The organism is Cupriavidus sp. 22TCCZM01-5 (assembly GCF_057798915.1).
Window position 1 is genome coordinate 173,755 of record NZ_JBYOJR010000005.1, and the last position, 25,374, is coordinate 199,128.

24 protein-coding genes and 2 pseudogenes are annotated in these 25,374 nt (G+C 61.1%); 16 read left to right on the forward strand and 10 right to left on the reverse strand.

All coding sequences use genetic code 11. From position 1 onward, the window contains the following. Nucleotides 1-78 precede the first annotated feature (78 nt). From AC3FNH_RS07150 to AC3FNH_RS07160, 3 genes and pseudogenes are all read right to left on the reverse strand, one after another. Nucleotides 79-177 (reverse strand): annotated as a pseudogene (locus tag AC3FNH_RS07150) (recombinase XerD); the annotation flags it as partial. Between the two features lie 8 nt (nt 178-185). Further along, entirely contained in the window at nt 186-563 is a 378-nt protein-coding gene (locus AC3FNH_RS07155; protein WP_488719533.1) for a type II toxin-antitoxin system VapC family toxin, read from the reverse strand. Beyond that, nucleotides 563-799, reverse strand: a complete 237-nt coding sequence (locus AC3FNH_RS07160) for a type II toxin-antitoxin system Phd/YefM family antitoxin (protein WP_488719534.1) — start codon at nt 797-799, stop codon at nt 563-565. The genes AC3FNH_RS07155 and AC3FNH_RS07160 overlap by 1 nt, the downstream gene beginning before the upstream one ends. A gap of 497 nt (nt 800-1,296) precedes the next feature. On the opposite strand from AC3FNH_RS07160, the gene AC3FNH_RS07165 reads away from it, so the two are divergent. Further along, nucleotides 1,297-2,001 carry a dienelactone hydrolase family protein gene (locus tag AC3FNH_RS07165; RefSeq protein ID WP_488719609.1) on the forward strand — a complete coding sequence of 235 codons (705 nt, stop codon included), beginning with the start codon at nt 1,297-1,299 and terminating at the stop codon, nt 1,999-2,001. A 230-nt stretch (nt 2,002-2,231) separates the two neighbouring features. Here AC3FNH_RS07165 and AC3FNH_RS07170 read toward each other — a convergent pair whose 3' ends face one another. After that, the gene (locus AC3FNH_RS07170; RefSeq protein ID WP_488719535.1) at nt 2,232-3,371 is read right to left on the reverse strand and encodes a hypothetical protein; all 1,140 of its coding nucleotides are present in this window, start codon (nt 3,369-3,371) and stop codon (nt 2,232-2,234) included. Nucleotides 3,372-4,094: 723 nt separating this feature from the next. On the opposite strand from AC3FNH_RS07170, the gene AC3FNH_RS07175 reads away from it, so the two are divergent. From AC3FNH_RS07175 to AC3FNH_RS07215, 9 genes are all read left to right on the forward strand, one after another. Next, on the forward strand, nt 4,095-4,295 hold the full coding sequence (locus AC3FNH_RS07175; protein WP_488719536.1) for a plasmid pRiA4b ORF-3 family protein: 201 nt from the start codon (nt 4,095-4,097) through the stop codon (nt 4,293-4,295). 1,446 nt (nt 4,296-5,741) lie between these two features. After that, nucleotides 5,742-6,974 (forward strand): non-hydrolyzing UDP-N-acetylglucosamine 2-epimerase, encoded by a 1,233-nt coding sequence (wecB, locus tag AC3FNH_RS07180; RefSeq protein WP_488719537.1) that lies wholly within the window; start codon nt 5,742-5,744, stop codon nt 6,972-6,974. Continuing rightward, nucleotides 6,971-7,294: a hypothetical protein gene (locus AC3FNH_RS07185; protein ID WP_488719538.1), complete on the forward strand. Its 324-nt coding sequence runs from the start codon at nt 6,971-6,973 to the stop codon at nt 7,292-7,294. The genes wecB and AC3FNH_RS07185 overlap by 4 nt, the downstream gene beginning before the upstream one ends. Before the next feature lie 178 nt (nt 7,295-7,472). Beyond that, entirely contained in the window at nt 7,473-9,236 is a 1,764-nt protein-coding gene (locus tag AC3FNH_RS07190) for a polysaccharide deacetylase family protein (RefSeq protein WP_488719610.1), read from the forward strand. A gap of 94 nt (nt 9,237-9,330) precedes the next feature. Continuing rightward, the gene (locus AC3FNH_RS07195) at nt 9,331-10,872 is read left to right on the forward strand and encodes a glycosyltransferase family 2 protein (RefSeq protein WP_488719539.1); all 1,542 of its coding nucleotides are present in this window, start codon (nt 9,331-9,333) and stop codon (nt 10,870-10,872) included. Nucleotides 10,873-10,876: 4 nt separating this feature from the next. Then, a complete protein-coding gene (locus tag AC3FNH_RS07200; RefSeq protein WP_488719540.1) occupies nt 10,877-11,965 on the forward strand; it encodes a polymer-forming cytoskeletal protein in 1,089 nt (362 codons plus the stop codon). Next, nucleotides 11,958-12,962, forward strand: coding sequence for a hypothetical protein (locus AC3FNH_RS07205; RefSeq protein ID WP_276101432.1), 1,005 nt, complete (start codon nt 11,958-11,960; stop codon nt 12,960-12,962). The genes AC3FNH_RS07200 and AC3FNH_RS07205 overlap by 8 nt, the downstream gene beginning before the upstream one ends. A 114-nt stretch (nt 12,963-13,076) precedes the next feature. Continuing rightward, complete coding sequence (locus tag AC3FNH_RS07210) at nt 13,077-13,910, forward strand: YaiO family outer membrane beta-barrel protein (protein ID WP_488719541.1); 834 nt, start codon at nt 13,077-13,079, stop codon at nt 13,908-13,910. A 134-nt stretch (nt 13,911-14,044) separates the two neighbouring features. Then, nucleotides 14,045-14,740, forward strand: a complete 696-nt coding sequence (locus AC3FNH_RS07215; protein ID WP_488719542.1) for a hypothetical protein — start codon at nt 14,045-14,047, stop codon at nt 14,738-14,740. A 62-nt stretch (nt 14,741-14,802) separates the two neighbouring features. Here AC3FNH_RS07215 and AC3FNH_RS07220 read toward each other — a convergent pair. Further along, a pseudogene (locus tag AC3FNH_RS07220) lies at nt 14,803-15,011 on the reverse strand (DUF4158 domain-containing protein); the annotation flags it as partial. A gap of 274 nt (nt 15,012-15,285) precedes the next feature. On the opposite strand from AC3FNH_RS07220, the gene AC3FNH_RS07225 reads away from it, so the two are divergent. Genes AC3FNH_RS07225 through bcsZ form a run of 3 tightly spaced genes read left to right on the forward strand, consistent with a single transcriptional unit; the run spans nt 15,286 to nt 19,621 of the window. Continuing rightward, nucleotides 15,286-17,718 (forward strand): glycosyltransferase, encoded by a 2,433-nt coding sequence (locus tag AC3FNH_RS07225; RefSeq protein WP_488719543.1) that lies wholly within the window; start codon nt 15,286-15,288, stop codon nt 17,716-17,718. Nucleotides 17,719-17,727: 9 nt separating this feature from the next. Continuing rightward, nucleotides 17,728-18,456: a cellulose biosynthesis protein BcsS gene (gene bcsS / locus AC3FNH_RS07230; RefSeq protein ID WP_488719544.1), complete on the forward strand. Its 729-nt coding sequence runs from the start codon at nt 17,728-17,730 to the stop codon at nt 18,454-18,456. Nucleotides 18,457-18,484: 28 nt separating this feature from the next. Next, entirely contained in the window at nt 18,485-19,621 is a 1,137-nt protein-coding gene (gene bcsZ / locus AC3FNH_RS07235; RefSeq protein WP_488719545.1) for a cellulose synthase complex periplasmic endoglucanase BcsZ, read from the forward strand. 37 nt (nt 19,622-19,658) lie between these two features. Here bcsZ and AC3FNH_RS07240 read toward each other — a convergent pair whose 3' ends face one another. Next, nucleotides 19,659-20,243, reverse strand: a complete 585-nt coding sequence (locus tag AC3FNH_RS07240; RefSeq protein ID WP_488719546.1) for a DUF6988 family protein — start codon at nt 20,241-20,243, stop codon at nt 19,659-19,661. Between the two features lie 59 nt (nt 20,244-20,302). Further along, nucleotides 20,303-20,677, reverse strand: a complete 375-nt coding sequence (locus tag AC3FNH_RS07245) for a hypothetical protein (RefSeq protein ID WP_488719547.1) — start codon at nt 20,675-20,677, stop codon at nt 20,303-20,305. A 252-nt stretch (nt 20,678-20,929) separates the two neighbouring features. On the opposite strand from AC3FNH_RS07245, the gene AC3FNH_RS07250 reads away from it, so the two are divergent. The 3 genes from AC3FNH_RS07250 to AC3FNH_RS07260 all read left to right on the forward strand — a co-directional run bounded on the left by AC3FNH_RS07250 (nt 20,930) and on the right by AC3FNH_RS07260 (nt 22,532). After that, the gene (locus AC3FNH_RS07250; RefSeq protein WP_488719548.1) at nt 20,930-21,412 is read left to right on the forward strand and encodes a fumarate hydratase; all 483 of its coding nucleotides are present in this window, start codon (nt 20,930-20,932) and stop codon (nt 21,410-21,412) included. 217 nt (nt 21,413-21,629) lie between these two features. Further along, complete coding sequence (locus AC3FNH_RS07255; protein ID WP_488719549.1) at nt 21,630-22,127, forward strand: hypothetical protein; 498 nt, start codon at nt 21,630-21,632, stop codon at nt 22,125-22,127. 258 nt (nt 22,128-22,385) lie between these two features. Next, nucleotides 22,386-22,532, forward strand: a complete 147-nt coding sequence (locus AC3FNH_RS07260; protein WP_488719550.1) for a hypothetical protein — start codon at nt 22,386-22,388, stop codon at nt 22,530-22,532. Between the two features lie 107 nt (nt 22,533-22,639). Here the strand turns inward: AC3FNH_RS07260 and AC3FNH_RS07265 are convergent, their stop codons facing one another. From AC3FNH_RS07265 to AC3FNH_RS07275, 3 genes are all read right to left on the reverse strand, one after another. After that, the gene (locus tag AC3FNH_RS07265) at nt 22,640-23,560 is read right to left on the reverse strand and encodes a dioxygenase family protein (protein ID WP_488719551.1); all 921 of its coding nucleotides are present in this window, start codon (nt 23,558-23,560) and stop codon (nt 22,640-22,642) included. Between the two features lie 50 nt (nt 23,561-23,610). Beyond that, a complete protein-coding gene (locus AC3FNH_RS07270; RefSeq protein WP_488719611.1) occupies nt 23,611-24,561 on the reverse strand; it encodes a PDR/VanB family oxidoreductase in 951 nt (316 codons plus the stop codon). A 63-nt stretch (nt 24,562-24,624) separates the two neighbouring features. After that, the gene (locus tag AC3FNH_RS07275; RefSeq protein WP_488719552.1) at nt 24,625-25,365 is read right to left on the reverse strand and encodes an SDR family NAD(P)-dependent oxidoreductase; all 741 of its coding nucleotides are present in this window, start codon (nt 25,363-25,365) and stop codon (nt 24,625-24,627) included. Nucleotides 25,366-25,374 lie beyond the last annotated feature (9 nt).

Here is a 25,374-nt window from a genome sequence, read left to right on the forward strand (position 1 = left end):
CAATGCGGGTAGCTTGCCGCGATGGTGCCGTGACGATAGATGGCTTCGCGCTGTGCGATTTTGCAATGCCGGCTCATCCTAGGTCCGGCTGGTCCAACGGATGCGGTGCCGCTCTTGGGTGGCCTCATGCCGTGCATCCTCCTCGCTGTGCAAGTAGCCGCTCGTGGTCGCGATCGTATCTGTGGCTAAACCCGAATGACGAGGTCGGAATACTTCCCGACGTGTTCGTCTGCCGATAGCAGTCGCAATGGCTCGGTGATCGCCTGGGCGATCAGCAGCCGATCAAACGGATCGCGATGGTGGTTTGGCAGATGACGCACTGCGGCTGCATGCGAGTTCGCCACAGGAAGCTCGCGAAAGCCTGCGGCGGTGATTTCAGCGATAAGTTCGTCGACATCGACTCCGATCTTGTCGAGGCCTGCCTTGATGGAGATCTCCCAGATGCTGGCCGCACTGATGAAGACCTCCTCGGCATCCAAGATCAGTCGCTCCGCGGCCTGGCTCAGTTTGGGGTCATTCGTGACCGCCCAGAGGAAAACATGGGTATCGAGAAGGATGCGCATTACCGTCCTTCGAATGCTGCGAGCAAGTCGTCAGGGAGCGGGGCATCGAAGTCGTCCGCCATGCGGATCTTCCCCTTCAGCCCGCCGAGGCGCCGCGGGCTCTTTGGCTTGTCGAATGGCACGATCCGGGCCATGGGCTTGCCTGCCTTGGCGATCACCACCTCGTCGCCTGCCGCTACCTCTTCGATGAGCCGCGAAAGATGCGTTTTCGCCTCATGAATGTTCACCGTCTGCATGTTTCTCTCCTGCGGATGGACTTAGTCTAGTTTAGTCAAGTCCGTCCGACAAGATCACCCGCGCAACCGGGTTCGATCCGCTGGAATCTATAGACATAAGCGCAGTTATGTCTAAATATCGACTGCGGTAGTTAAATATTTAACGTATTACGTTGAAGGTCTTGGATCGCCGGTGTCACCCGTGTGCGCCCGCGCTGGGTCCTCGCCGAACAGCTGCAGCAGAGCTATAGCCCGGTGCGCCCGCCCGCCCAGGCCATCCGGACCTGCCGCGTTGAAGGAAAAGTAGGCGTGACGCCGTAACGGAAGGGCAGCAGGCCGGAGACCTCGCGGAACAGCGCACGGGTGCCGGGCAGCGCCCGCGCAGTTCGGCCAAATCGGTATGCAGCGCAGCGTCGGTCAGTACCCGATGAGATTCGCCGCCCGCGCATTCCGGAGCACCTCGCTTGCGCTATCATCCGGCCAATCTGGTCCACAGCAAACGACAGGAGCAGCCCATGATGCGACACATCGGTCAGACCGTCTCGTTCACCCGTCCCGACGGCCAGTCGGTCAACGGCTACCTTGCCAGGCCGGATCTCACTGAGGGCGCCCCGGCCATCATCGTTGTCCAGGAGTGGTGGGGGCTGAACAACCAGATTCGCGGCGTGGCCGACCGCCTTGCGCGTGCCGGCTATTACGCGCTGGTGCCTGACCTCTACCGCGGCGCCAGCACAGTCGAGCAGGAAGAAGCCCACCACCTGATGTCCAAGCTGAACTTCGGCGACGCCGTGGCGCAGGACATCCGCGGCGCTGTGCAGTACATCGGCACCCTGAGCAACCGCATCGGTATCACCGGCTTCTGCATGGGTGGCGCGCTGACGCTGCTGTCGCTGAACGCCATCCCCGAGCTGAAGGCAGGTGTGCCGTTCTACGGCTTGCCGCCGCTGGAAGCCATCGATCCCGCCAATATCAAGGCGCCGGTGCTCGTCCACTCGGCCACGCAGGACGCGTTCTTTGCGGCCGAGGACTTCGACAAGCTCGAGGAGAAGCTGCGCGCCGGCGGCGTCGACGCGACGTTCCACCGTTACCTCGCGCACCATGCATTTGCCAACGAGGAAGCCATCGGCGACGGCCGCATCGCCGGTACCCAGTACGACGCCGCTTGGGCGCAGGTCGCCTGGGACCGCACGCTGACGTTCTTCGCGCGCCACCTATGGCGCTGATCATCGCCAGCCGAGAAGCATTCCGTCTGCGGCCAGGCCGCCCTGAACCCGGATGACGGCAGCGACGCTAACGATGACAGTCAAAAATGAGCGGGCGGAGGCGATCCGTAACCAATGGGATGGACGCCCCCACCGCCCGCGCCAGTGGTCTGCTACCGCAGCGCGGAAAGGACTGACTGGACGGGCCGGGTTGCAAGGCACGGGCTACCACTCGGAAGAAGCGCCTAAGTTCAGGGGAACGGCTTCATGCCTAGCAGGGCCGCGACCGCAAAGCCCGAAACGTTGGTCTCCTGGTCCGGCGAGCCGGGGAAGTCGTGGATGCCGTACGTCTGCGGATCAAGGACGTTGTTGAGGATCCATGGCAGGGTCGTGCTCGGCGGCTGCATTCCAAGCGCCCCTGCGCCAAGCATCAGAACCACGTTGCTCAGTGCGTAGGCCGGGTCAGTTGCAGGCGCACGGATGCTGCCGTCTGCCTGGGTCTGGTTGATCAGCCACTGGACCGAACCCGTGCTCTGCGCATTCGCACCAAAGACCCAGGGCAGGTAGCCTTGCGGGAAGATGGCATCGATCTCCATATCCGTGTCGAGCGGACTGCCCGGGTCACGGCCAATGGCATACCGTTGCTGGTTGTTCAGGTAGAACTGGGTCGGCACGTTCGCCTTGAGGAAGGCAGCCTTGCTTGCATACTGCTGGTTATCTGGGAATAGCAGCGCCCCGGCGTTCATGCCAAGGTACACGTCGCCCTGGTCGGCGGCGTATTCATACGGCCAGAATTCCCAGGTCGAGCTTCCATTGGGCAATTGCCACGAACTGCCGGAAAAGCCACTGGGGTTGATGTTCTTTGCGAGGATGAAGTCCAGGGCAGCGCGCGCGTTAGCGCTGTACCTGGAAACCAGCGCGCTACTGCCAGTGAGCTGCTGGTGTTGATACAGCAGATATACGAACAGGGCAGAGGTGGCATCCACGCCGCGCACATCGGCGATACCTGCACCCGGCGACGTCGGCACAGGGTTATACGGCGATTTGATCGAGTACACATAGCGCCAGCTTCCCTTCCAGCCCGGGTCCGTCATCTCTTCACGGGCAGCAAGCCAGGCGATGCCTTTCTCCAGGCCCGTCAGGTATTTGGGGTCGCGGGTATTGCCGTAGGCGGCTGCGAGGCCAATCAACGCGTATTCCATGTTGGAGTCGGTGTTGACCGTGTCAGCGCCGGCTTCATCCGGAATCGCACCGTTGACGTCCTGTTGGGCCAGGATGAAGCCAGCAATCTGCAATGCGACCGCCCGCTGCTGTTCCGGTGTGGTCGCTGTGGGGGGAGTGGGCGCCGGCGTCGGTGCTCCCTTGCTCGGGCGGGCCTGCGTCTGCAGCATGGTATTTGGGGCAGCATCGTCGCCCGACCCGCCACAACCCGAGGTGATGACGGTGATGCCGGCAAGAAGGGAACAGGCTATAGCTCGATTTCTTCTCAGCAATGACATTGTTGGTAAGTGTTTGGTTGATGACGAAGGGAACGGACGTCCGTGCCGTCGCTCACGTGGACGCTGCGCCGGTTTCGCACTGGCATGGACGAGCCAAGGCGTTCGTCGCCCGCGCATGGCACAACGAAGAGGAGACGTCACGGAGATCTAGTGGATGCTGGTAACGCGCGCGCCTGTGTAGGCAGGCTGTTTGAACTTATGAGGGCTGTTCAGCCCGTTGGTGGCGTGGTCGCTGCCAGATAAAACCAGGCACCGTCCGGCGACGCAACGAACGGGCCGTGGTAACTCAGGCAAGCGCATACCGCACCTTTCATTCGCGAGGGGCGATGATAGCCGCCGGCGGAGCATGGCTACAGTGCGTAGGCATCACTGTGTAAAGGGGTGTAACGCACTGGTATGGGGCGAGTACGCCGGTCCTCCTGTGGAAATGGGATCAGGCAGCGATTCGAAAAGAAAAGACCAGGCTGCCTGGAACGGCCGGGAGAACGTCCGTTACAAAATCTGGCAAATTTCACGCAGCGAATGTGCCTGATTCGCTACCCGGGAGACCGCGCAAAGCGGGGGCTGACGGCCGGATCACTGCTAAGAGGCCAATGAGGCACCTACAATGCGCGCATGGCTTCCGAACCCGGGCCGGCGATCTCCGTCCTTCAACTTCGAATTGCTCTGCGCGGCCTGAGCCCGCAGGTTTGGCGACGCTTCCTCGTTCCCGAGCACTTGACTCTCGGACAATTGCACCATGTCATCCAGGTCCTCATGGGCTGGGCCGACGAACACTTGCATATGTTCAGTATTCGTGGCCGGCGTTACGGCTAAGCTCATGAGGGCGTCATGCAGTTCTGCACAGTGGCAGACGAACTGCCGCTGACCGCGTTTCATCTCCGTGAACACGAAGGCTTCAACGCGTGGTGGCGCCACGAGATACGGATGGAGCGGCGTATGCTGTCGCAACATCCTGGCCAGCTGCCCGGAGGCCAGGGGCGAACACAGTGAATATGAGTTCCTGGCGAAGTGCATGCCGGCGGTCTACGTATTCTTCGGACTGGCCACCCGCGTAGGGCGCTGAAGCATGCTGTCCCCAAGAGCGGGTACGGCTGGGCTTCGTGGACTATTTCATCCCGGCGCTGGCGGCGACCGGCTGGCTTCGGCTTTATCCCTTGATGTCACGCGGGTCATTGCCGAAAGAGTTTCGCTCTCGGCTCTGGCCGTCTCGGCTGTGAATGCAGTTCGACCTGCCTCTACTTAGCCTTCTCAGTGCCATAGGCTATCGCTTCCTCCTGTGTCCGGAATTTTTCGCGGCAGTGTCCGGTATCCCTTTGATTTCAATGCGTGTCCAGGGTGTCGAAGCTTGCCTTGTGCACCGGCCAACGCCATCTCGTTGTCCGGACACCGCTTCACTCCCATATACCGTGTAGCCGCCATCCGGCGCTCTCGCCTCGCCAGACAGTTTCCGCTGACGGTTAACACCGGGAGATCCTGCGCCAAACTATCTGGCCTGCCCAATACTGATTAATTTTTCAAATTGATTGCGCGAGGGCGTTGTGATGCATTTAGTACTCAAATAAACCGCAGGTGACCGGTCCGTCTCGTCCCGAGCTCGTGCGGTCCATATGCGAGTGAATTGAATTCTGTTTACGTGAGAGTGTACTGATTTTCATCGTTGTAACAGATCTCGCTGGTTGGGGAACTTTTCGGGCGGTCGCAAAAGGACCCGCCAAACGGTTGACCCTCTCTTCACTTCCGCGGTCCTAAGAGGACACCTATCCACTCGGCTTATCTCGAAGGTCCCATTCTTCACCCATTTAGGATCCGCCCCGTTCAGCGCAACTCAGTTAAACGGATGGGTGCAGTGCCAATTTACGCCCTTACCTTGGCTATATCGCACATTTACAGATGGTGACGACGAATCGAGTTGACGTGCTACTCCAAGGGGCGGGCGAATATGCCAACCCCCGTCAAATCCCATTACTGGAGTGCAGATTTATCCGCCGCCTCGCCGATTTGGCCTCGGAAAGGATGCGCCGCAGCAATTTTGTCACTTGTAACACCATTGCAACCAATTGGGCGGCGAATACACCTGTCGCCCGGCAAAGGCGCCGTGATTCCCTTCGAATCAAGGACTTATGAACGCGTGGCACAACCGTCGCTATAAGGTAGCTTCCGCCGCCGTTGCGCGGTGGAAGCGGAAAGTTCTTGGCATGCAGGGAAGACCTGTGATCAGCCCACGAGTACGGGCCTACCAACACCAAGAAAGGCGTCAGTATGCAGAAAGTTCTCGCGGTATTCGGGACCCGTCCTGAAGCAATCAAAATGGCGCCGCTGATTCACCGGTTGCGCGGTTCGCCGGCCTTCGATGTGCGGGTGTGTGTTACCGGCCAGCACCGGCAAATGCTGGACCAAGTGCTTCACCTCTTCAAAATCGTCCCGGATTTTGACCTCAACGTTATCAGTAAGGGGCAGAGCCTTTCGGATATCACGACCAGGGTGCTGACCGGCGTGCATGCGGTACTTGACGAGTTCTTGCCCGATACGATGCTCGTTCACGGCGATACTACGACCACATTGGCAGCTACTCTTGCCGCGTTCTACCGGAACGTGGCCGTAGGTCATGTCGAGGCGGGATTGCGTACCGGCGATATGAGCGCACCCTGGCCTGAAGAGATGAATCGGCGCGTGACGGACATCATTGCGTCGTGGCATTTTGCGCCTACGCAGCAGGCGCGGGACTCGTTGCTGCGCGAAGGCGTCAACCCGATTCGGGTCAGGCTGACTGGCAATACCGGCATTGACGCCTTGCTTCAGGTCAAGCAGCGGATCGACGCGGATGCCAATATGCGCGTTAGGTTGTCAGGCAATTATCCGTTCCTGGACGAGGCTCGACGGATGGTATTGGTGACAGGGCACCGCCGCGAGAACTTGGGTGAGCCATTCGAGCGATTCTGCAAAGCATTGCGCAGGCTTGCCGACCGTAATGAAGACATCCAGATCGTCTACCCGGTCCACCTGAATCCAAGGGTGCGAGAACCGGTGAACGCCATCTTGAACGATCACCCCAGCATCCACCTAATTGAGCCGCAGGAATACCTGCCGTTCGTGTTTCTGATGTCGGCCGCGTACCTGATCGTCACGGACTCCGGCGGGATTCAGGAAGAGGCACCGGCGCTTGGCAAGCCGGTGCTAGTCACGCGCGAAACGACGGAGCGTCCTGAAGCCGTGGCCGCCGGCACTGCGCGACTGGTGGGGACTGACATGGACCGGATCGTTGCGGGTGTCGAGCTGTTACTTCGCGATCCCGACGAGTATGCCTGTATGTCGCGTGCCCACAATCCCTTTGGGGATGGGCATGCGAGTGAGCGCATTGTCAACGCCTTGCAGGCACCCGTGACAACGATGTGTACCGCCGCCTTCGCTCGCGTGCCGCAGGCACCAATGCACACTGACCCGCGCGCTATCCACGTACCCAGTAACGCCGGAATCTGGAGGAGTGAATCATGAAGCTTGCAACCTTAGCGGCAGCGATGCTGCTCGCCAGCACATGGGCCGAAGGGCCAGCGCGTGCCGACACGCTGTCGGCAGAAGCGGCAGCGGTAATGTCCGGGCCAATACTCTATCTCCCGGCCAGCCCGTCAAATCCAGGGGGCGTAAATGGCTATGACCATGGCAGGCAGTTCGACGTCGATATCGAGGGCGATCCGCCCGCCAAGTTCCAGGCGCGGAGGGACAAGCTGACGAAGACGATGCCGCAAAAGGCCGTAGTCGGGCCCAAGGTCAAATCGGGTTCCTACACGCCCGCGCCTGTCCCTGGTCCAAACTGAGGCTAGCTCGTAAATCCGCCTGCAGTTGAACCAATGGTCGGAGGTGCGCGTGCCCCGTTTGGTGCGCAGGACTTGATCCCCGGCCAGTCCCGATTTATTCCTTCGCGCTTTGGAGGCGATCGTGTTCCAAAAACTCTGTTCCGTGCTGCAGCGAATCAGCGTCGTAGCCCTCCTTTCGCTGGTTCTGTCGGCACCGGCACTCACCCGTGCCGCCACCAACCAGATTGCATTGGTGGTGCCTGACAATTTCAACCAGTCCGACCCGCACATTGCTGCCTGGCTCGACGCAGCGCTGGAGGAGGGGCTTCAGATTACCTTAGTTACTGACACGCAAGTGATTCAGGGCGTCACCCCCACGCAGTTTCCGGGCATGATCCTGCCGGATCTGTCGCACCCGAATGCCAGCGACGACCTGGTCACGGCGATCCAAAACTACACGAATCAGGGCGGCAACGTCATGCTGGTATATGACTTCGGCGCTTTGACAACCACCGGGTTCTACGCGCCCCAAAAAAGCCGGTTCAGCAATCTGGCTGGGGTTGACTACGTGCTCTATGACCAGTTGCTTGGCAACATGATCGGGCTCGGTCCGGTCACCGGGCTGAGCAGCACTTTGCGCGCCATCCAGGTCCCGCCGGGCAAGTCCATGGCGTGGACGACGACAACGTCGACGAATCCAATCGAAGGCATATCAGGCTATGTATATGGCTTCTTGACTTACCCGAGTTACGTGACGCAAGGCACTTACTCGGGGACCACTATGCTGACTTCGCCCAACTTCGGCCTGGTAGCCGGTCTGCGCCCGTATGGTGCCGGGCAGGTGCTCTTTGTCAACCTTCCGCTTACCTACCTGAAGGGGCAAACGGACGGTATGGCTATGCACGGATTCGTGCGCTATTTCGGCGAAACGATGATGCGCATGCCGCGACTGTCTGCGCAGCCTAAGGCTGTAGGGGGTTTAGTGCTTAACTTCCATTTTTGCGCCGGCGACGAGATCGCCCCGGCCTTGAAACTCCAGAGCTGGGGGATTTTCAATAATGGCCCGTTCTCAGTGGCGATCACTGCCGGACCGGACCAGGCCGCCTTTGGCGATGGCCTCGGGATCAATCTGTCGCGGAACACCACCGCGCAGCAGCTCGTGCAATATCTGCTGGGCAAAGGGCATCACATTGGCAACCATGGCGGCTGGATCCACGACTATTGGGGCGCCAACGCCAGTGAAACCAATGCGTCAACCTTCACGCAATACCTTGTGCTCAATAAACAAAGCGTTGAGGCCGTGACCCAGCAGCCCACTGTCGAGTACGCGGCTCCGGAAGGGAATACACCGCAGTGGTCGATCGACTGGCTGGAAGCCAACGGCAACACCGGATACTACTTCACCGGCCATACTGGTATGGCGCCCACGCGCAGTTACCGCAATGGTGCATTGCTTAATCAGACAATTCGCGCGTTCCCGGTCATGCCATTCGGCCTCTACGCGACCTTCGAGGAGTTTCAGCAATTTAGTGTGCCAACCTCCAGCGTCAGCAATTGGTACAGTCAGTTGACTAACTTCGTGGTGAAGAACCGCACTAGCCGGCTCATCTATATGCATCCACTCGGCGCCTCCGCCTACCACGGAGTTCTCAATTCCATCTTCACCCAGGCCACTACGCTCCACACGGTTGGACAGTTCAACTGGTACACCATGGATGATCTGGCCAAGTTCGGGCAACGTCGCCAGCAGACCGCCTGGCAGGCGACCGACACCGGCAATGCGTGGTCGTTCCAGGCGACCAATGCAGCCGGGCTGACCGACCTGACCTGGGTTCTGCCGAAAGCCGCTTACAACCAGCCAGTCGTGACACAAGGCGTTGCAACGGTGACGTGGGACTTGACGAACTGGCTGATAACAGCGGGTGCCGGCACGTCTCTGGCATTCACCAGCGGCAAGCATTGACGTCTTATAGTGCCGCGGTGCCGCAGCGCGATCCCCCAGGCGTCAATTCCATTCGCCCGGGGGCTCGTGGAACAACCACCTTCAAGCCACGGTCATGCCTCCATCGCTTCGTTCCATTCTGCTGCAGGGAGCGCTACTCGCAGGCGCTGCTCTAGCCTCGCCGGGTGCGGTAGATGCGCGTGCCATCGAGGCCGGTCGAACCTCGCGCGAGGCTGGGCGCAGCGATCCCGTCTCCGCGGAACCAGTGCAGACGGTGGCGCAGATGGGCCCCCGGCTGCTGCAACCAGAAGATCTTGAGGGGGAGAGCGACGGCTCGGTAGCCGCGCCTGCGAGCGATCGCTCCGTTGGCAAGCTGGTGGACGGCGCCAGGATCGGCGACGTGGCTGTCAGCGCGCTGACCGGCCTGTTGTTCCTGATCATCCTCCTCGTCGCGTTCTATGCAGTAAGGCACTATGTCTTCACTCTGAACCGGCTGTTCGGCCGCCAGAGGCACCCTTACCTCGATATCGACGTTGCCGACTGGCCCCCGTTGACGGTGCTGGTGGCAGCTCACAATGAAGAAGCCGTCATCGCCGGATCACTCGAATGCCTGCTGCGGGCGGATTACCCGGCGGACCGCCTCACGATCACGCCCGTGAATGATCGCTCGAGCGACCGGACGCGCGAGATTATTGATGAAGTCGTTGCCAAGCATCCCGGCCGGATCATCCCGTTCCACCGAACGGGGGGAAAGCCCGGAAAAGCTGCCGCGCTCAAGGATGCTTGCGAGACTGTCGGCACGGATATCGTTGTTGTCTTCGATGCTGACTACCTACCGCCTGTTGGCCTGCTCAAGCAGCTTGTGGCGCCATTCTTCGACCCCGAAGTTGGGGCAACCATGGGCCGTGTTGTGCCATTGAACCTCGGCAGCAACCTGCTCACCAGACTACTGGATCTGGAACGTTCTGGTGGCTACCAGGTGGACCAGCAAGCTCGCATGAACCTCGGGCTTGTGCCGCAGTACGGCGGCACGGTGGGCGGCATCAGGCTGTCGGCGTTGCGCAGTGTCGGGGGGTGGCACGACGACGTGCTTGCTGAAGACACCGATCTCACTTACCGCCTTCTATTGGGGAATTGGAAGACGATCTATCAGAACTGGTGCGAATGCTATGAGGAGGTGCCCGAAGCATGGTCAGTCCGGAACAGGCAGATCATGCGATGGACGAAAGGGCACAATCAGGCGTTCTATCGCCACGTTCGTCGGATGGCGACCTGTCAGGGCCACGGGCTGGTCGAGAAGCTGGACGGCGTAGCGCTACTGGCCATCTACTCGATGGCTCCTATCTTGCTGATAGGGTGGGTGCTCACGATCCTCTTGTTCTATACGAGCGGCTTCCCAATTCAGGGCACCCTTGTATTGCTAGCTCTGATGTCCTATGGAACTCTCGGCAATTTCGCGGCGTTCTTCGAAATTGCCGCAGCCGTTTACCTTGACGGTGGTCGGGAGCGAATCCGGCTGCTGCCCCTGAACTATTTCGGTTTCCTTGTTAGCGTTTTTTCCATCTCGCGAGCCATATTCGATCAAATGTTCACGGACGTGCTCCTGCGCCGAGAATTCCGCTGGGACAAGACAACGCGATATCGACAAGGAAGTTGAGATCATGTGGCCAATTATGCTGGCTGCCCTCACCACGTTGGTTTTCAGTCTTCCGTTAGTCCCTGCGATCATGGAATGGAAGCGCCGCTTAGATATTGCTCCGCTACCCATCGATGCCGATCACACACTGGATGTGGCCTCGGTAGCTGCCGAGTTCAGAGCGATGCTGGACGCACCGGGGGAGGGCAATGCGGTAAAGACGGACCGCGCCCCTGGTCAGGTGCTACAAGTCATGGAATGCTGGGACCCGGCCCCCGCTGAGATAGGGTTGCGGACGTGCTGGCGCGTGCTTGCCACCAAGGGCAGCCTGATTTTGCCCGATGATTTCACATTCACGCGCGAACTGTACGCGACACACTCACTCAGCAGCGGGCTAGGGAATCGGCTCCTGACGGTGATGACCGAAGGGGACATGCTGCTCCGCCACGGTAGTGTCCTACAACGCTGGGCCTATGCGCGAAGCGCGCATATCCAATCTCGCTGCCGCCTTCTGGGTCCGCTGCTCGCGCAGCAGGCGATCCTCATTGAGAAAGAGTGTGACTTCTCCTCGTTGACAGCCGGATCGATCTACTTTGGCGAAGAGGCTAAACGCGCTGCCAAATATAGCGCCAGCACCAGTGGCGCGCGCGCAACGGGGAAGGACCAGATGGACCGGGCCAATAAGATGCCGTTTCGCGACGATGGACGCTGGATCGTCGAACATGACTATACCTTCCCCTCCAACATCCATTATGAGGGAAACCTGATCGTCCACGGCGATCTTTGGATTGGTACTGGGGCCTGGATAATGGGCAGCGTTAAGGCTACCGGTTCCATCTCGCTCGGGAGGTACGCCCGGATCGATGGAGCACTGATGTGCGGTGGCGCGCTTTCCATCGCGAGGTCCTGCGCCATCATGGGTCCCGTTACCGCGGAGCAATCGATCAATGTGTCCGAAAATTGCCTGATCGGCCTCCTTTCGAGACCGACGTCGCTGGTGGCACCGGAAGTGTGCATATGTATTGGCACAACTGTGCATGGCACGGTGAGTGCGGATGATCACGGGAGGGTGGTGTGGGCCAATATGGCATCACATTGCGACGAGCATGAATAGAATCCTTTTTGCCTTTCTGATGGCCATCGCCATACTTTGTCAGTCCAGCCAAGCAGCGGAGCTGCGTCTCACCGGCTACCAGGGATCGGACGGTGCCATTACTACCTACTTCGGCGGAAATTCGATTGACCCATACTTCGCCACGAAGGCGCTGCTGGCCGCAAAGGACGTCGGGCTGGACGCGGATGTGGCTGCGCGCCAATGGATCGATTGGTTGTTGCCACGACAACGCAGCGATGGAAGGTTCGAGCGCTACTGCCTAAAGAGTCAGCGCTTTGTCGCTTGTCGCCGGGCGGATGCAGATGACGCGATGCTCGCAACGTGGATGGAAACCCTAGTTCGGTTCGCACCGCCGGAAGGCATGCCGGCAGAATGGAAAGAGAGTTTCGACAAGGCCAGCCGCCATCTCGACACTTTGCGTGACCGGCAGCGAGGGGTCTATTTCATTGCTGCCGACCTGCCCGTGGCACTCATGATGGATAACGTCGAGATATCCAGTGCCTACAAGGCGGTGAGCAAATACCTGCAAACCAGGCATGACATGGAAGCTGCTGCGTTCTGGATGCGCAAGGCCACGCAACTCGACCGGGCCATCCTGCGGGTGTTCTGGCAGCCGGCACGCGGCTACCTGGTCAGCACCCAGGCGCGTGACAAGATCGAGTTCTATCCGGATACGGTCGCGCAGATATTCCCGATTCTGGCGGGGATCCATCCTGAAAGCCAGTCGCCAGACGCCAGTTACCTGGCCTGGATGCAGAAGCACCGGTTTGTCTGGCTGCAGAACACGGAGACGGACTTCCCCTGGGGCCTGGTGGCTCTGGTGGCCGATAAGATGGGAGACCAGGATGCAATAACCTGCTGGCGGGCACGCTCCGTTCAGTTCCGGCATGGGACGCACTGGAACGTTTTGGAAGAGGCGCTCTACCAGTCATTTGAGGCAAGGCTCACCCCCGAACGGGCGCTGGCGCCCGTGCCAGCGGGAGTACGGTGTCGCTAGCCGCTGGGGTGGGTCTCCAAGCAGCAGCGAAGCATGGTCTAGAGTTTGATGGAAGCAATGGGCAAGGCTGCGATGGAGGCCTACCGGTAAGAGCCATATAGCTAAGGAATAAGAATGGGAAAGCACCCCGGTTACCTAAGCGGTTGGGCGCTGACGATGCTCGGCGCGCTGATGTTAGGCGCGGCGACAAATGCCCGAGCCGAGCAGGAAGCCACCGGGCCGCGCGTTTACGTGCCGCTCATGACAGGCTTCATCGAAGGCGGCATCGGGCACGCCAATCTCACGGGAAACAACCCCGACTGGAACGACCAGTTCCTGCGTGGAGGGGTGCATCTGACGCCGAAGGATTACGTGACCGGGGAAATCAGCCATCAGAGCCATTTCGGCGACGATGGCACTTTCTTTGGCTTGGGCTATACAAGAACCTTCAATGACGACTGGTATGCATTCCTGAGTGGAGGTACCAGTTCCGGCGGCTTTTTCCTACCGAAGTACAGGGTCGATGGGATGCTGTTCCGCAAATTTCTAGATAAGCGGAACCTGGTGGCGAGCGTTGGCTTCACTTATTACAAAGCAAAGGAAATCTATAACGACAAGACGCTGCTGTTGGGCGCGACCTATTACTTCGACGGCCCTTGGATTGTCCAGGTTCTCGGGCGATTCAATCGAAGCGACCCCGGGAATGTCCGCTCCAATCGCGGGATGATTGCGGTGACGTATGGCCGTGATAAGGAACAGTACATCACGCTGAAATATGACGGCGGGAATGAAGCATACCAGTTGACCGGTGCGCAGACCGTGCTGAGTGACTTTACCAGTCACGAAGCCAGCTTGAACTGGCGTAGATGGATCACTAAGCGGTGGGGGTTCAATCTGCGCGCAATCTACTATGAAAACCCTTCTTACAACCGCAAGCAAGCCGAGGCGAGTATCTTTGTTGAGTTTTAGCGGTGACGCAACAATCTCACCAATCCCCCGCAGCGCCCGACAAAGGAGAGGCTCTCGGCCGCACCGTGCTTAGCGTTGCGCGCCATCGCTCCCTAGGTCATCTAACGCTTTCATCGACAACGCTCGCTGGTATCGTGCTGATTCCTGTCTTGTTCAACGTGGTCGAATGGCAACTGCGCATTCCGCTTAGCACCGCGTGGACGGCTATCTTCGGCTTTTGGCTTAAACGCCTTGAAATCGCCGGTGTCGTCTCCGAGCACCTGACTTCGATGGCATGGTTCGATATGCCTCTGCCCCATGTTGAGGTAGTGGCATCCTTACCGGATGGGGTGACATGGCTCGTTGCGGCCGCACTAACGATTCTAGTGTGTCTCGTAGCCCTGCGCCTGTCCGACAAATACCTGCCGCTGCGCTACCTCCTGCTGTTCGCCGTCTTCATCCAGGTCACGGCGCTGATTTTCTTTGGCGTCGTGCCTGAGCGCTTCCCGTACACCGCAAGCGGCTATGTTGACAATGGATTGAAAACGGCCGTCAGCTTTCTGTTACTGCTGCCATGGGCCCATGCCCTCGTCTACTACATTTTTGACTTTTCCTGGTCGAGGAAAATAGGCCTGACCATGATGACGCTTACCTTCGTTGTTGTCGCGGTGCCATTGCAGCTCATGCTGCATGTTTATGTCATGTGCCGCTGGTCATTGCTATGTCTGCCTCTCCTGTCGTTCCTGCTTGGCCCATCAATGATTTTGTTCGGATGCATAGCGCTATATGGGTGGGCAATGAGTTGGCAAAGCTTAGGCCGTGGTGCACGGGCATGCGAACGTTCCGCTTAGATCATTCTTCCCCAAGGAGAGATGTGATGCTTGGGCGGCAGAAAAAGATCGCAAGAGCTGACGGGAAGTGTGTTCAGTTGGTCAAGGGTACATCCACTTGCGCGCAGAAATGCCAGCTGGACGGCGGCTCCGGCACGGCCAGCACGGCGAATTTCTAGTTGATTGCGGCGATGTCGCTGTCGGTCAGCGCGAAATAGTATTCGACATCGAATTCCGGCAATCGAGAAGCCAAGCTGCCTTTTCCCACATAGCGAAATCCCAAGCCCGGCATCTTACGCCCCCATCCAGGTGACACGATCCGAAATCGCGGGCGGACACAGTACTCCCGAAGTCACTTGAGGGCAGCAGCCAATTGACTGCTTTGCCCCGAGCGCCTTGTGAAGAAAGGCTTTGCGGGGAAACCGTAAGATTCGGCACAAAAAGGACGACTACCCCGTTATGCGCGGTTTGCGTGCGGTAGCCAACATTCACCGACGTCCGCGCCTCCCGTCCTTTTCTACTCTCGTTGCTGATGAGTCCGGCCCCTGTCCACGATGAACTTAGCCATGACCTCAGGCTACCGGGCCATGCCATCGGGAAGATGGGCTAATCGTCATATCGCATGTCAATGCCGTTGCTTGTGCAACGGATTGCCAGGCACGTTCGGTCACGCAGACCGGTCCCGTCCACGCCATAAGAAGAAGTCAATCTTGAAACGATCCGCGTCGGCCGCAAGGCTACGGCTTGGCGCCGCGGATGGCTGGAGCGCATACGTGATGGCGGCAGAGGCAGATGACCACGCGTCGGCAAATGTTCCGGGACTCAACGCCCGCTTTGCGCTGGAAAGGCCAACACGGTCTGTCCAAATCCTGGTTGCCGCTTACATCATCAGCGGGGTCGTCTACTTCGTATGGAGAAGCGGCACGTTCAACCCGGAAGCGATGGCACTGTCGGTGGCCTTGTACACCGCGGAGTTGTTCGGATTCGTGAACGGCCTGTTCTACGTGATGATGACTTTCCGGCTGAGCGTACGCGAGGCGCCTCCGCCGTTGAGCGGTGCCAGCGTCGATGTCTTTGTGCCTACCTATGACGAATCTGTGGAACTCGTGCGCAGGACACTACTGGCCGCCAAAAACATCCAGTATCCCCATGTGACGTGGTTGCTCGATGACGGCAACCGCGACGAAATGCGCAAGCTCGCGGCCGGGCTCGACTGCAAGTATCTCGCGCGTGCCGTGAATGCAAACGGCAAGGCCGGCAACCTCAATCATGCGCTGCTATACAGCCGCGGCGAATTCGTCGCTGTCTTCGATACGGATCACGCGCCCCGCAAGGATTTCCTGTCCAAGACGCTCGGATACTTCACCGATCCCGATGTGGCGTTCGTGCAGACGCCGCAGGATTTTTACAACGTTGATGCGTTTAGCCATCGCGTTGCAGGCGAGGCGGTCTGGAGCGAGCAGTCGGTGTTTTACAAGGTGATCCAGCGCGGCAAGGACACGTGGAACGCCAGCTTCCTCTGTGGCAGCTGCGTGGTGCTGCGCAGGTCCGCCCTCGAAGTCGTCGGCGGCTTTGCGATTGATACCGTGACCGAGGATATCCACACCTCGATCAGGCTCCACAAGAAGGGGTTCCGCTCCGTTTACCATGCAGAGTCGCTCGCGTACGGCCTCGCGCCACACAATATTGATACCTACCTCAGCCAGCGGATACGCTGGGGCACGGGCGCCATGCAGGTGCTGCGGTGCGAAGGCGTTGTCTTCAGCCGCGGCCTGAGCCTTGCGCAGCGGCTGAATTACCTGGCTTCCATGCTGATCTATTTCGAGGGATGGCAGAAGCTCGTCTTTTTCCTGACGCCGCCAGCGGTACTGGGCTTCGGGATGCTGCCGATCATCGGTTCCACGTGGACCTTCTTCGCAATCTTTTCCGTCTACTACCTGGCTTCCCTGCTGGTCTTCCTGGAACTGGGCAGGGGCTATGTCTCCTTTCTCCTCAACGAGCAATACGGCATGGCGCGCTTCTTTGCGTTCATGTTGACCATTACGGGACTGTTCCGCAGGACGGTATCGTTCTCCGTGACCTGCAAGGACATCACCAAACGCGGCAGGACGTGGCTGTGGCTGGCCCCGTCGCTGGGAGTCGGCGTGCTGAATTTCGCCAGCATTCCGGCAGGCATTGCGCGCATGACGCAGGAACAGATTCCACTGGGTGCCGGGATCATCTCGATATTCTGGGCATGCGTGACGGTCTGGACGGCTGTCCTGCTCGCGCGCTTCAGTCTCCGTATCGGCAGGCGGCCCAGCGGGGAATATCGCTTTCCGCTGCGCATTCCGTTGACGCTGACCATGCAGAACCAGTCGTTCTTTGGACTGACCGTAGACCTGTCGGCAAGCAGTGCACTCTACCGTGGCGAAGTTGTGCCGTCGCTGCCGCGCGAGGCCAATATCGATGTGGAAGTGCACCTGCCCAACGCCGTGGTGCGCTGCAACGCGGCCGCCACCTTCACGTCCCGGCGCGATGCTGACGGACAAAACGACTGCCTGATCGAACTGCATCTGCAGTGGGCGTCCCCGGAGGCGCGGCGCACGCTTGACATGTTCCTGTTCGGCAGCAGTCTCCAGTTCGAGATGGGCCGGCTCCGGGAAAGGCAGGACGCGCCATTGGCGCGCCTGGCGAGGGCGCTGCGGCGCGATGCCAGCCTGCCGGCCAGCGACCAGATCTGGGAGCCTGGGCTGGTCTCGCAGCAGGGGAACGGCGCCGCCCTGCCGATTGCCGTCGCCTACGCGAAAGGCCAGAGCGGACAGGCGCTCTCGATGATCGCGAGCGGCGTGGCATTCGACGTGCGCGCGGATACCGTGCTGCGCCAGCGTATCGCGGGGCGGCAATCGGAGCAGCATATCAGCCTGAGCCCGGCGGGAATGCTGGAAACCCCCACCGGGGCGATCCATCTCTACAACGCAGCGCCAGCCGCACCGGCGCTGCAACCGCGGCAGCAATAGGACTAACCCATGCGCAGCGACGAACCTGCTGGTAAGCGGCTGGTCTGGCGGCGGGCCGCCATGATCCTGGTTGTGGCCGGTGCGCAGACGACGGGCGCGGCTCTGGCTGCGGCGGCGCCGCCACTGCTTTTTGGTGGTGCGTCCTTTGCGGAGCGTGGGGAGCGGTATGAGTACCTCGGGCTTGCCTCTTCCTTTCTCCCGCCCCAATACCTTACGCAAAGGCTGATGCTGAGTGACTATCAGTACGGGTACCCGTCCAACGGGACCGATGTGGTGGTCAAGGGGCAGGCGATCGAGGCGGCCCTGGGTATAAAATCGGCATCGGACGCGGGCTGGGTCGAGGCTTCGGCCGGCTTGCGCTATCGTCACAATGACGTCAGCCCGCCGGGGGTCGACGTACGTGCCGAAAGCCATCGGCTGGGGCTGGTACTTGGCGTGCAGGGTGAGTGGCAGTTCGCCCAGCGTTGGGCGTTCAACGGGATTGGCACCTATACCATCGGCCCCGCGTCCTTCTGGGCGAGGGGACGATTGCTCAGGCGCATTGCAGGCAGCATGTCGCTGGGTCTCGAGGCGATCGGGCACGGAGATCCCGACTATCGCGCGGTCCAGGGGGGCGTCGTGCTGACCGGTATCAAGGTCACCGATACGCTCATGCTGGGCTTTTACACAGGCGTCAAGAAGACCAGCGGGCAGGCCCGGGCATTCTATGGCGGGCTGGAGTTGAGCAAGGCGTTCTAGAGCGAGGCGTTTATGGGAGAGGGCGCGCATGAACCGTAGCCGACGCCGCTGGATCGCGGGCACCATGGCCTTGTCCGCAGGCATCGGGTGTCATATGCCGTTCGTCCGCGCGGCCTCTCAGGCATCGTGGGGCCTCTGGGATCGCTATGCAAGTGAAACCATCAGTGCTGACGGGCGGGTCATCGAGCACAGCCGTGAGGCCCGTACGACATCGGAAGGGCAGGCCTATGCGTTGTTCTTCGCGCTGGTTGCCAACGACAGAGTCCGCTTCGACACCATACTGGACTGGACACTGAATCAGCTCTGGACCAACCGCGCGGAGCCGCCCGCATGGCTGTGGGGTCAGCGCAAGGACGGCACCTGGGGCATCATCGACAGCAATTCCGCCAGCGATGCGGAACTCTGGATCGCTTACTCGCTGCTGGAGGCGGCACGATTGTGGGAGCGTCCGGCCTGCCAGCAGCTTGGCACGGAGCTGCTCGCCGCCATCCGGTCCAGCGAGATGGCACGCCTGGCCGACGGGGGCTTCATGCTGATCCCGGGTAAAAGCGGATTCCGTCTTGGCGAGAGGACCTACCTGCTGAACCCGAGCTATGCGCCGGTCCAGGTGCTGCGCCGCCTCGCCAGCCGGCAGCCGGACGGGCCCTGGCAGTCGGTCGCCGCCAACCAGGTAAGCCTGCTAGTCCGCAGTGCGCCCGCCGGCTATGCCCCGGACTGGTACCGCTTCAGGGAAGGCGTGGGCTTTTCCGTTGAACCAGCCAAGGGTCCGACCGGCGGTTATGACGCAATCCGGACCTATCTCTGGGCCGGCATGCTGAATCCCGAGGATCCGTCATTCTCTGAACTGCTCGCCTCGCTCGGCGGCATGGCGAAGGCCTTCGCTGCCAGCGGCAGGGTGCCACATTATGTGAACGTGCAAACGGGGGAAGTGTTTGGGGAGGGGCCGGCCGGGTTCTCTGCGGCCATCTATCCGTTCCTGGTCGCCGCCGGACACGACCGGTTAGCAGTTAGGCTGCGGGCACAGATGGAAAGTGATATTGAGCGCCTGTGGTCGTCGCTTGGCTACTACGATAAGAATCTTCTGCTCTTTTCCTCTGGCTGGGCGCAAGGGCGATACAGATTCGACGTGGGCGGTTTCCTGCAGTTGGGGAATAATTCCCAGTAGAAGCGTATCCGCGTGCTGGAGGCTTCCACAGCACCCGTTACGCTGCGTCCTTCATGCCAGGCAGGCAATCCAGAAAGTCCTGATGGAGCGTGCGGACCCGGGCCATGTTCGCTTGCGCGTCCGTTGAGACCAGTGCCGCCATCTGCGCCGCATAGCAAACCAGGCCGTTTGCACAACGAACCACGTTGTCGACCAGAGCCACAGGGTATCCGGTACCGGACCTGGCCATGGGATGCATGCCCCCATGCGTGAAGCTGTTCAAGGCGCGCAAGGACTGCGCCCGGTACTCGTCGAGATGCGCTACGATGCCCTTGACGCGTGGATCCTCGAGCTTGAGCAGCTCGTCGAACATGCGCTTCACCCCTGGCGCCTTGTCTGCCGCACGTGCCGACTCCTCCGACAGCGGCTTATGGTACTGCCGTACCCATTTCTCGTCTGCCGCCTCCAGCAGCCAGACGCCGCGAATCAGCGTCTCGAACTGCGGCCGGAACAGGGCCATCGCAGCGTTTGGCATGCCGATGGTAAGCAAGGCAACGGCACCGGCGGCATGCTCGACTGACATCAGGGCGCACTGGTACGCGGAAATCACCCGCGGATGGTCGGTCGGCTCCGACCGGCTCATGCAGGAGACGGCTGCGGCGTGGAGTTCCGCCGAACGCTTGATGATGTCTGCAGGCATCGCTATGCGGTGTGACCAGGTTGTTCGTCGTCCGTGGAGTCCTCGAGCAAGTGCCCGTACGCGTCAATTTCCTTTTGTGTTCGCGCCTGGCTTTCGGCGATTTTCTCAGGCGTAACCTCGCCGTCGACAAACTCGACCGACACCCGATTTACGCGTGGATCCTTATCTACGATCCCCTGCAAGACCTTGTCGAACAGCTTTTCCCCGGCTCGCAGGCCCAGTGGCCGTGGCACCAGCACCTTGACCAGCAGGATTTCGTCCTCGCCGGTCGCTTGCGCCACTTCCGCCAGTGCGGATCTCAGATAGCCCTTGAGTTTCAGGACACTCAGGTCACCGGGAATCCCGACATGCGATACCCGAATCGATTTCTTGGCCATGCCGACTACTTGCGTGTTATCGAAGCATGGAATATACCTCACGGCCGTGAATGCCGATCGTTACTTCAGACGCTTGCTGAAGTTGGCGGGATTTCGCCGAATTTTCGTGAAAAAGAACTGATCGTCCGATGAGGGACCCCCGGTTTTGCGGAGCGTCCGGGTCCTTCGAGAATCAGCCAATGATTAAAGCCGGTACAGGATGGATCGCTCCAGCGGTTATACTCCGCGCTCCACAACTAACGGGTTATTAACATGGTCGTAGCAACCAAAGCCGCCGCTCCGAAGAATGCAGTCGCCAAGGGCAAGCCTGCCGCAAAGAAAGTGGCTGCGCCGAAGCGGAAGGCCAGCGTGCTCGCACGTGAGGCGCAGGCTGCGAAGAAGCGCCTACTGAAACTGCGTGCGGACACGAAGAAGGCCATCGAAGTGGCAAAGCGTGAAGTCGCGCAAGCTACGGAAGCCGCAAAGTCCGCGCTGCGTTTCGAGAAGCAGGCCGCCAAGGAAAAACTCGCGGCAAAGAAGGCAAAGGCCGGCAGCGCCGGTAAGGCAACGCGCAAGACCGCCGCCACGAAGGCTGCGCCAAAGAAGGCAGCCCCGAAGAAGGCCGCGCCCGTCAAGGCAGCCGCGAAACCCGCCGCGAAGAAGGCCGCAGCCAAGTCCGCTGCGCCGAAGCGCGCCGCGGTGAAGAAGGCGGCGGCTCCGAAGGCGGTTGCTGCGACGCCGCAAGCTTCGGCCTGATCCTTGCCCCGGCTGGTTGGTATTTCACCAACCAGCCGATTGACGCCAGACGGGCGCATGGTCAGCGCCCAGGTCCCGGTGCCGCGGAACCGTGCATCGGACCCTCGGGTTCAATTCGTTTCATGCCGCATTGACCGACTGCGTATTCCGGCAATTCCGGCGCGGTTGGAGTCGATGCAAGACATGGAAGTCTTTCGCGGCCAGCGCGACGAAGTTAATGCACGATACCGACGACGCTCTTTCGGAGCAGGAATCCTCAACCATCCACGAGCCTCGACTCTGGCGAGACAAGGGCTGGACGGCCCGGGTGATCAAGAACGAGGATGGCGACGGCTGGGCGGTCGAGATGATCCGCGACGGCAGCGCCGAGCCTGCCCTGGTCGGCCCCTGGACCATGGGACGCAACAAGGTCGATCCGAAGCCGCTAGATGCCACTGCCCACCAGACGCTGGTCAAGACAGCGGCCGAAGTCATCCGTCGGCACGAGCAGCAGCTGCATGCGCAGCTCAACAAGCAGTGCAATATCGAGACCGAATCGGGAGCGCTGACGATCAGGCTTGTTGTCACCCCTGATGAATTCGAGCCTTACGGCACGCTCACGGCCGTGGATTCCTTCGGGGATGTGGTTGCCACCGTCAAGGTGCGGCCTGACTTTCGGCTGACACGCGAGCGCGCCGCCCGCTGGGCAGCGGATGGCTTCGGCAGGGCGGTCTGAAGCCCCTCGCGGTCCACGCGGTCCATGCCGGTGGTTCGCTTCCGGTCCGTTATCCTGAAAATCTCGGGGCGGTCCCGTACATTGCCAACCGCATTGTGTGCGGGATGCCACACACAATGAACCCCTCCTCGCACGTCACGCGGTCTATAAAGAATTAGACGGGTCCAGATAATAAAAAACGCTGCTACTCGCTGCGGCTATGTCGGGGGGATTCTGACCTGATACGGCAATTTGCGAGGGGGCGTTGTGAGCGAAAACGTGAAGACCAGCATGCTGTCCTTTGCCCTGCTGGGGGCGACCTTCTATGGCCTGATAACAGTGTTCGGCTTTGAATCCACGATTTCCGACATTGGAAGCCGCCTCATGCAGGTCGCGACGCAGCTGATGTACCGGCTATTGCTATAAACCGCCGCTGCGCCGGGGGGCGAAATCCGATCCGGCTCTCTGCACGGCGCCGCAGGGACCGCCACCGCAAGAGGGAGGCGGCCACGCGGCCGTCTCCCCGTGAAGCGTCAGCAGAGCTCGGTTTCGTACCGGCTAGCCGCGATGGTCTCCCGGTCGCTGGCCGCTTCCTGCAGGCGGAAGTTGAACTGGACGCGGGTGAACGGACCCGTCAGGCCCAGAGATTCATAGCCGGCCGGATCCTGTACCTGCTGCAATTCCACCACAAGCCCGTCTCGCGTGGCGAAAGCGAAGTCGTCATCGATGAACGTGTCGCCGGGAATGTTGACTTGCGTGGTCAGCGCGCGCTTGCCTTCGCCCGATACGAGGAAGTGGATGTGCGCCGGACGGTTGCCGTGGCGGCCCAGCAGTGCGAACAGCTCGGACACGGGGCTGGCCGGCGGAATCGCGTAGCCGGGCGGCAGGAAGCTGCGGAAGCGGTAGCGGCCCGCCTCGTCGGCCTGGATGCGGCGGCGCAGGTTGTAGTCGGGCTGCGAGGGGTCGAAGTGCGAGTAGCGGCCGAATTCATTGCAGTGCCAGACGTCGACCAGGGCGTGCGGGACCGGGCGGCCTTCGGTGTCGAGCACCTGGCCTTCCATGACGAACGGGGCACCCTTGTCTTCGTTGCCGGCGTCAAGGCGGACTTCATTCTCCGACAGCGGCGCCCCGGGCACGTAGAGCGGACCTTCGATCGCGCGCGGCGTGCCGGCGATGCGTTCGGCGGCCTGGTCGGCTTCGTCCAGGCGGATGTCGAGCAGGCGGTCAAAGCCGAGGCCGGCGGTGATGAGGCCGACCATGTCGGCCTGGCCCAGGCGGGTCAGCCACTTGACGGCGTTCCAGAACTCGTCCGGCTGGACGTCGAATTCATCGATGGTGCGGAACAGGTCGCCGACGATGCGGGCGGTAATGGCGCGCACGCGCTCGTCGCCCTCATCGCCGAGGCGGCGGCTGTTGACCAGCTCGAGCAACTGGGCGGCATTCATTTCAGCCATGCTTTGTCTCCTTGTTGTGTTGCGCCCGGGAGGGGCAGTGGGGATGGGTACTACAGGTCCAGTACGATCCGTGCCGTGCGCGCACGCGACACGCAGGCACAGATCTGCTTGTTGGAGGCCTTCTCTTTCTTCGATAGGCAGTTGTCGCGGTGATCCGGCTCGCCATCGAGCACGGGCACCACGCACGTGCCGCAGATGCCTTCGCGGCATTCGGTATCGATTTCGCAGCCAGCGGCGATCAGCGCGTCGACCAGCGTCGTGCCGTCCGGGACGACGATGACCTTGCCGCTCTGCGCCAGCTCGGCCTCGAATGCGCCAGCGGGCAGGCCGGCCGCCAACGGATCGGCCTGGAAGTGCTCCAGGTGGACGTTGTCGGGGCCAAGCACGCGTTCGCCCTCCTCGACCACGCGCGCCATGAAGGCGGACGGGCCACAGGTATAGGCCAGCGTGCCCGCGCTGGCTCCCGCCATGCAGTCGGTCAGCACCTGGCCCAGCGTATCGCGGTCCACGCCAATGTGCAGCGTCACCTTGCCGTCGAACGGCGCGGATTCCAGCAGCCGCAGGAAGGCGGCGTGCTCGCGCGAGCGGGCGAAGTAGTGCAGGTGATAGGGGCGCCCCCCGCGATTGAGCTGGTAAGCCATGCTCAACAGCGGAGTGATGCCGATACCGGCGGCAAACAGCAGGTACTGGCTCGCTTGCGGTGCCAGGCTGAACAGGTTGCGCGGGGCGCTGATCGCCAGCTCCGCGCCTTCCTGCACCATGTCGTGCAGGGCTGCGGAGCCACCGCGCGACGCGTCTTCCCGCTTCACCGCGATCAGGTAGCCGGACGCATCATCGGGCGGGCTGCATAGCGAATACTGGCGCGTGAAGCCGGTCGGCCCGAGCACATCCACGTGGGCACCTGGCTCGTAAGGGGCGAGCGCTGCGCCATCACAGGGCACGAGACGGAACGAGCGGATGCCGACCGCCTCTTCCACAACCTTTTCGACTCTGACTTTCAACATGACTACCCTTCCAGAACGACTATCTTGATTCAGACTGAGACGCGCGGATGCCTTGGACGCCTAGCGCATCAAGAGGCCGCCGTTCGCATCCCAGTTGGCGCCGGTGACCGCGCCCGCGGAGTCAGCGGCCAGCAGCAGCACCACATCCGCCACATACTCCGGCGACCCCAGCCGCCGGACCGGGATCGTCTTGCAGATCGCCTCCAGGCGTTCACGCGGAACGGTCTCGTGGACGATCGGCAGGTCGAGCGGGCCGGGCGACACGCAGTTCACCGTCACGCCCTGCGGCGCCAGTTCACGCGCGAAGATCTTGGTCAGCACGCCCACGCCGCCCTTGGCCGCCGCGTAGTGCGCGCCAGTCGCCGTGCCGCCGTTCTGGCCGGCCAGCGAGCCGATGTTGACGATGCGGCCGAAGCCCCTCGCCGCGAAGTGCGCGCCGAACACCTGCGAGCCGACAAAGGTGCCGCGCAGGTTGATGGCCACTACCTGGTCGAACTCCTCGGGGCTGATGTCCATCAGCCCCGACACCTGCGACTTGCCAGCGTTGTTGACCAGCACGTCGGTACCGCCCCAGCATTCCTCCAGCGCGGCCTTGGCCGACTCGAACGCGGCTTTCTCGGTCACGTCGAGGGCGAGCGCCAGCGCGGTCTCGCCCGTGGGATCCAGCGAATGCGCCACCGCTGCGGCGTCTTGCGCATTGAGGTCGCCGATGGCTACACGGTAGCCGGCCGCATGCATGCGGCGGGCGATGACCTCGCCAAGGCCGCGCGCACCGCCGGTGATCAGGGCAACTCGCTTCATCGCGTCTCC

Bases quoted from the DNA above. Each gene is read 5' to 3' on its own strand.
- AC3FNH_RS07155 (WP_488719533.1), bottom strand. From the start codon at position 563: ATGCGCATCCTTCTCGATACCCATGTTTTCCTCTGGGCGGTCACGAAT.
- AC3FNH_RS07210 (WP_488719541.1), top strand. From the start codon at position 13,077: ATGGGAAAGCACCCCGGTTACCTAAGCGGTTGGGCGCTGACGATGCTC.
- bcsS (WP_488719544.1), top strand. From the start codon at position 17,728: ATGCGCAGCGACGAACCTGCTGGTAAGCGGCTGGTCTGGCGGCGGGCC.
- AC3FNH_RS07195 (WP_488719539.1), top strand. From the start codon at position 9,331: ATGCCTCCATCGCTTCGTTCCATTCTGCTGCAGGGAGCGCTACTCGCA.
- AC3FNH_RS07160 (WP_488719534.1), bottom strand. From the start codon at position 799: ATGCAGACGGTGAACATTCATGAGGCGAAAACGCATCTTTCGCGGCTC.
- AC3FNH_RS07240 (WP_488719546.1), bottom strand. From the start codon at position 20,243: ATGAGCCGGTCGGAGCCGACCGACCATCCGCGGGTGATTTCCGCGTAC.
- AC3FNH_RS07205 (WP_276101432.1), top strand. From the start codon at position 11,958: ATGAATAGAATCCTTTTTGCCTTTCTGATGGCCATCGCCATACTTTGT.
- AC3FNH_RS07250 (WP_488719548.1), top strand. From the start codon at position 20,930: ATGGTCGTAGCAACCAAAGCCGCCGCTCCGAAGAATGCAGTCGCCAAG.
- AC3FNH_RS07200 (WP_488719540.1), top strand. From the start codon at position 10,877: ATGTGGCCAATTATGCTGGCTGCCCTCACCACGTTGGTTTTCAGTCTT.
- AC3FNH_RS07275 (WP_488719552.1), bottom strand. From the start codon at position 25,365: ATGAAGCGAGTTGCCCTGATCACCGGCGGTGCGCGCGGCCTTGGCGAG.
- AC3FNH_RS07165 (WP_488719609.1), top strand. From the start codon at position 1,297: ATGCGACACATCGGTCAGACCGTCTCGTTCACCCGTCCCGACGGCCAG.
- AC3FNH_RS07175 (WP_488719536.1), top strand. From the start codon at position 4,095: ATGGCTTCCGAACCCGGGCCGGCGATCTCCGTCCTTCAACTTCGAATT.
- bcsZ (WP_488719545.1), top strand. From the start codon at position 18,485: ATGAACCGTAGCCGACGCCGCTGGATCGCGGGCACCATGGCCTTGTCC.
- AC3FNH_RS07225 (WP_488719543.1), top strand. From the start codon at position 15,286: ATGACCTCAGGCTACCGGGCCATGCCATCGGGAAGATGGGCTAATCGT.
- AC3FNH_RS07255 (WP_488719549.1), top strand. From the start codon at position 21,630: ATGCACGATACCGACGACGCTCTTTCGGAGCAGGAATCCTCAACCATC.
- AC3FNH_RS07245 (WP_488719547.1), bottom strand. From the start codon at position 20,677: ATGGCCAAGAAATCGATTCGGGTATCGCATGTCGGGATTCCCGGTGAC.
- AC3FNH_RS07265 (WP_488719551.1), bottom strand. From the start codon at position 23,560: ATGGCTGAAATGAATGCCGCCCAGTTGCTCGAGCTGGTCAACAGCCGC.
- AC3FNH_RS07170 (WP_488719535.1), bottom strand. From the start codon at position 3,371: ATGCTGCAGACGCAGGCCCGCCCGAGCAAGGGAGCACCGACGCCGGCG.
- AC3FNH_RS07185 (WP_488719538.1), top strand. From the start codon at position 6,971: ATGAAGCTTGCAACCTTAGCGGCAGCGATGCTGCTCGCCAGCACATGG.
- wecB (WP_488719537.1), top strand. From the start codon at position 5,742: ATGCAGAAAGTTCTCGCGGTATTCGGGACCCGTCCTGAAGCAATCAAA.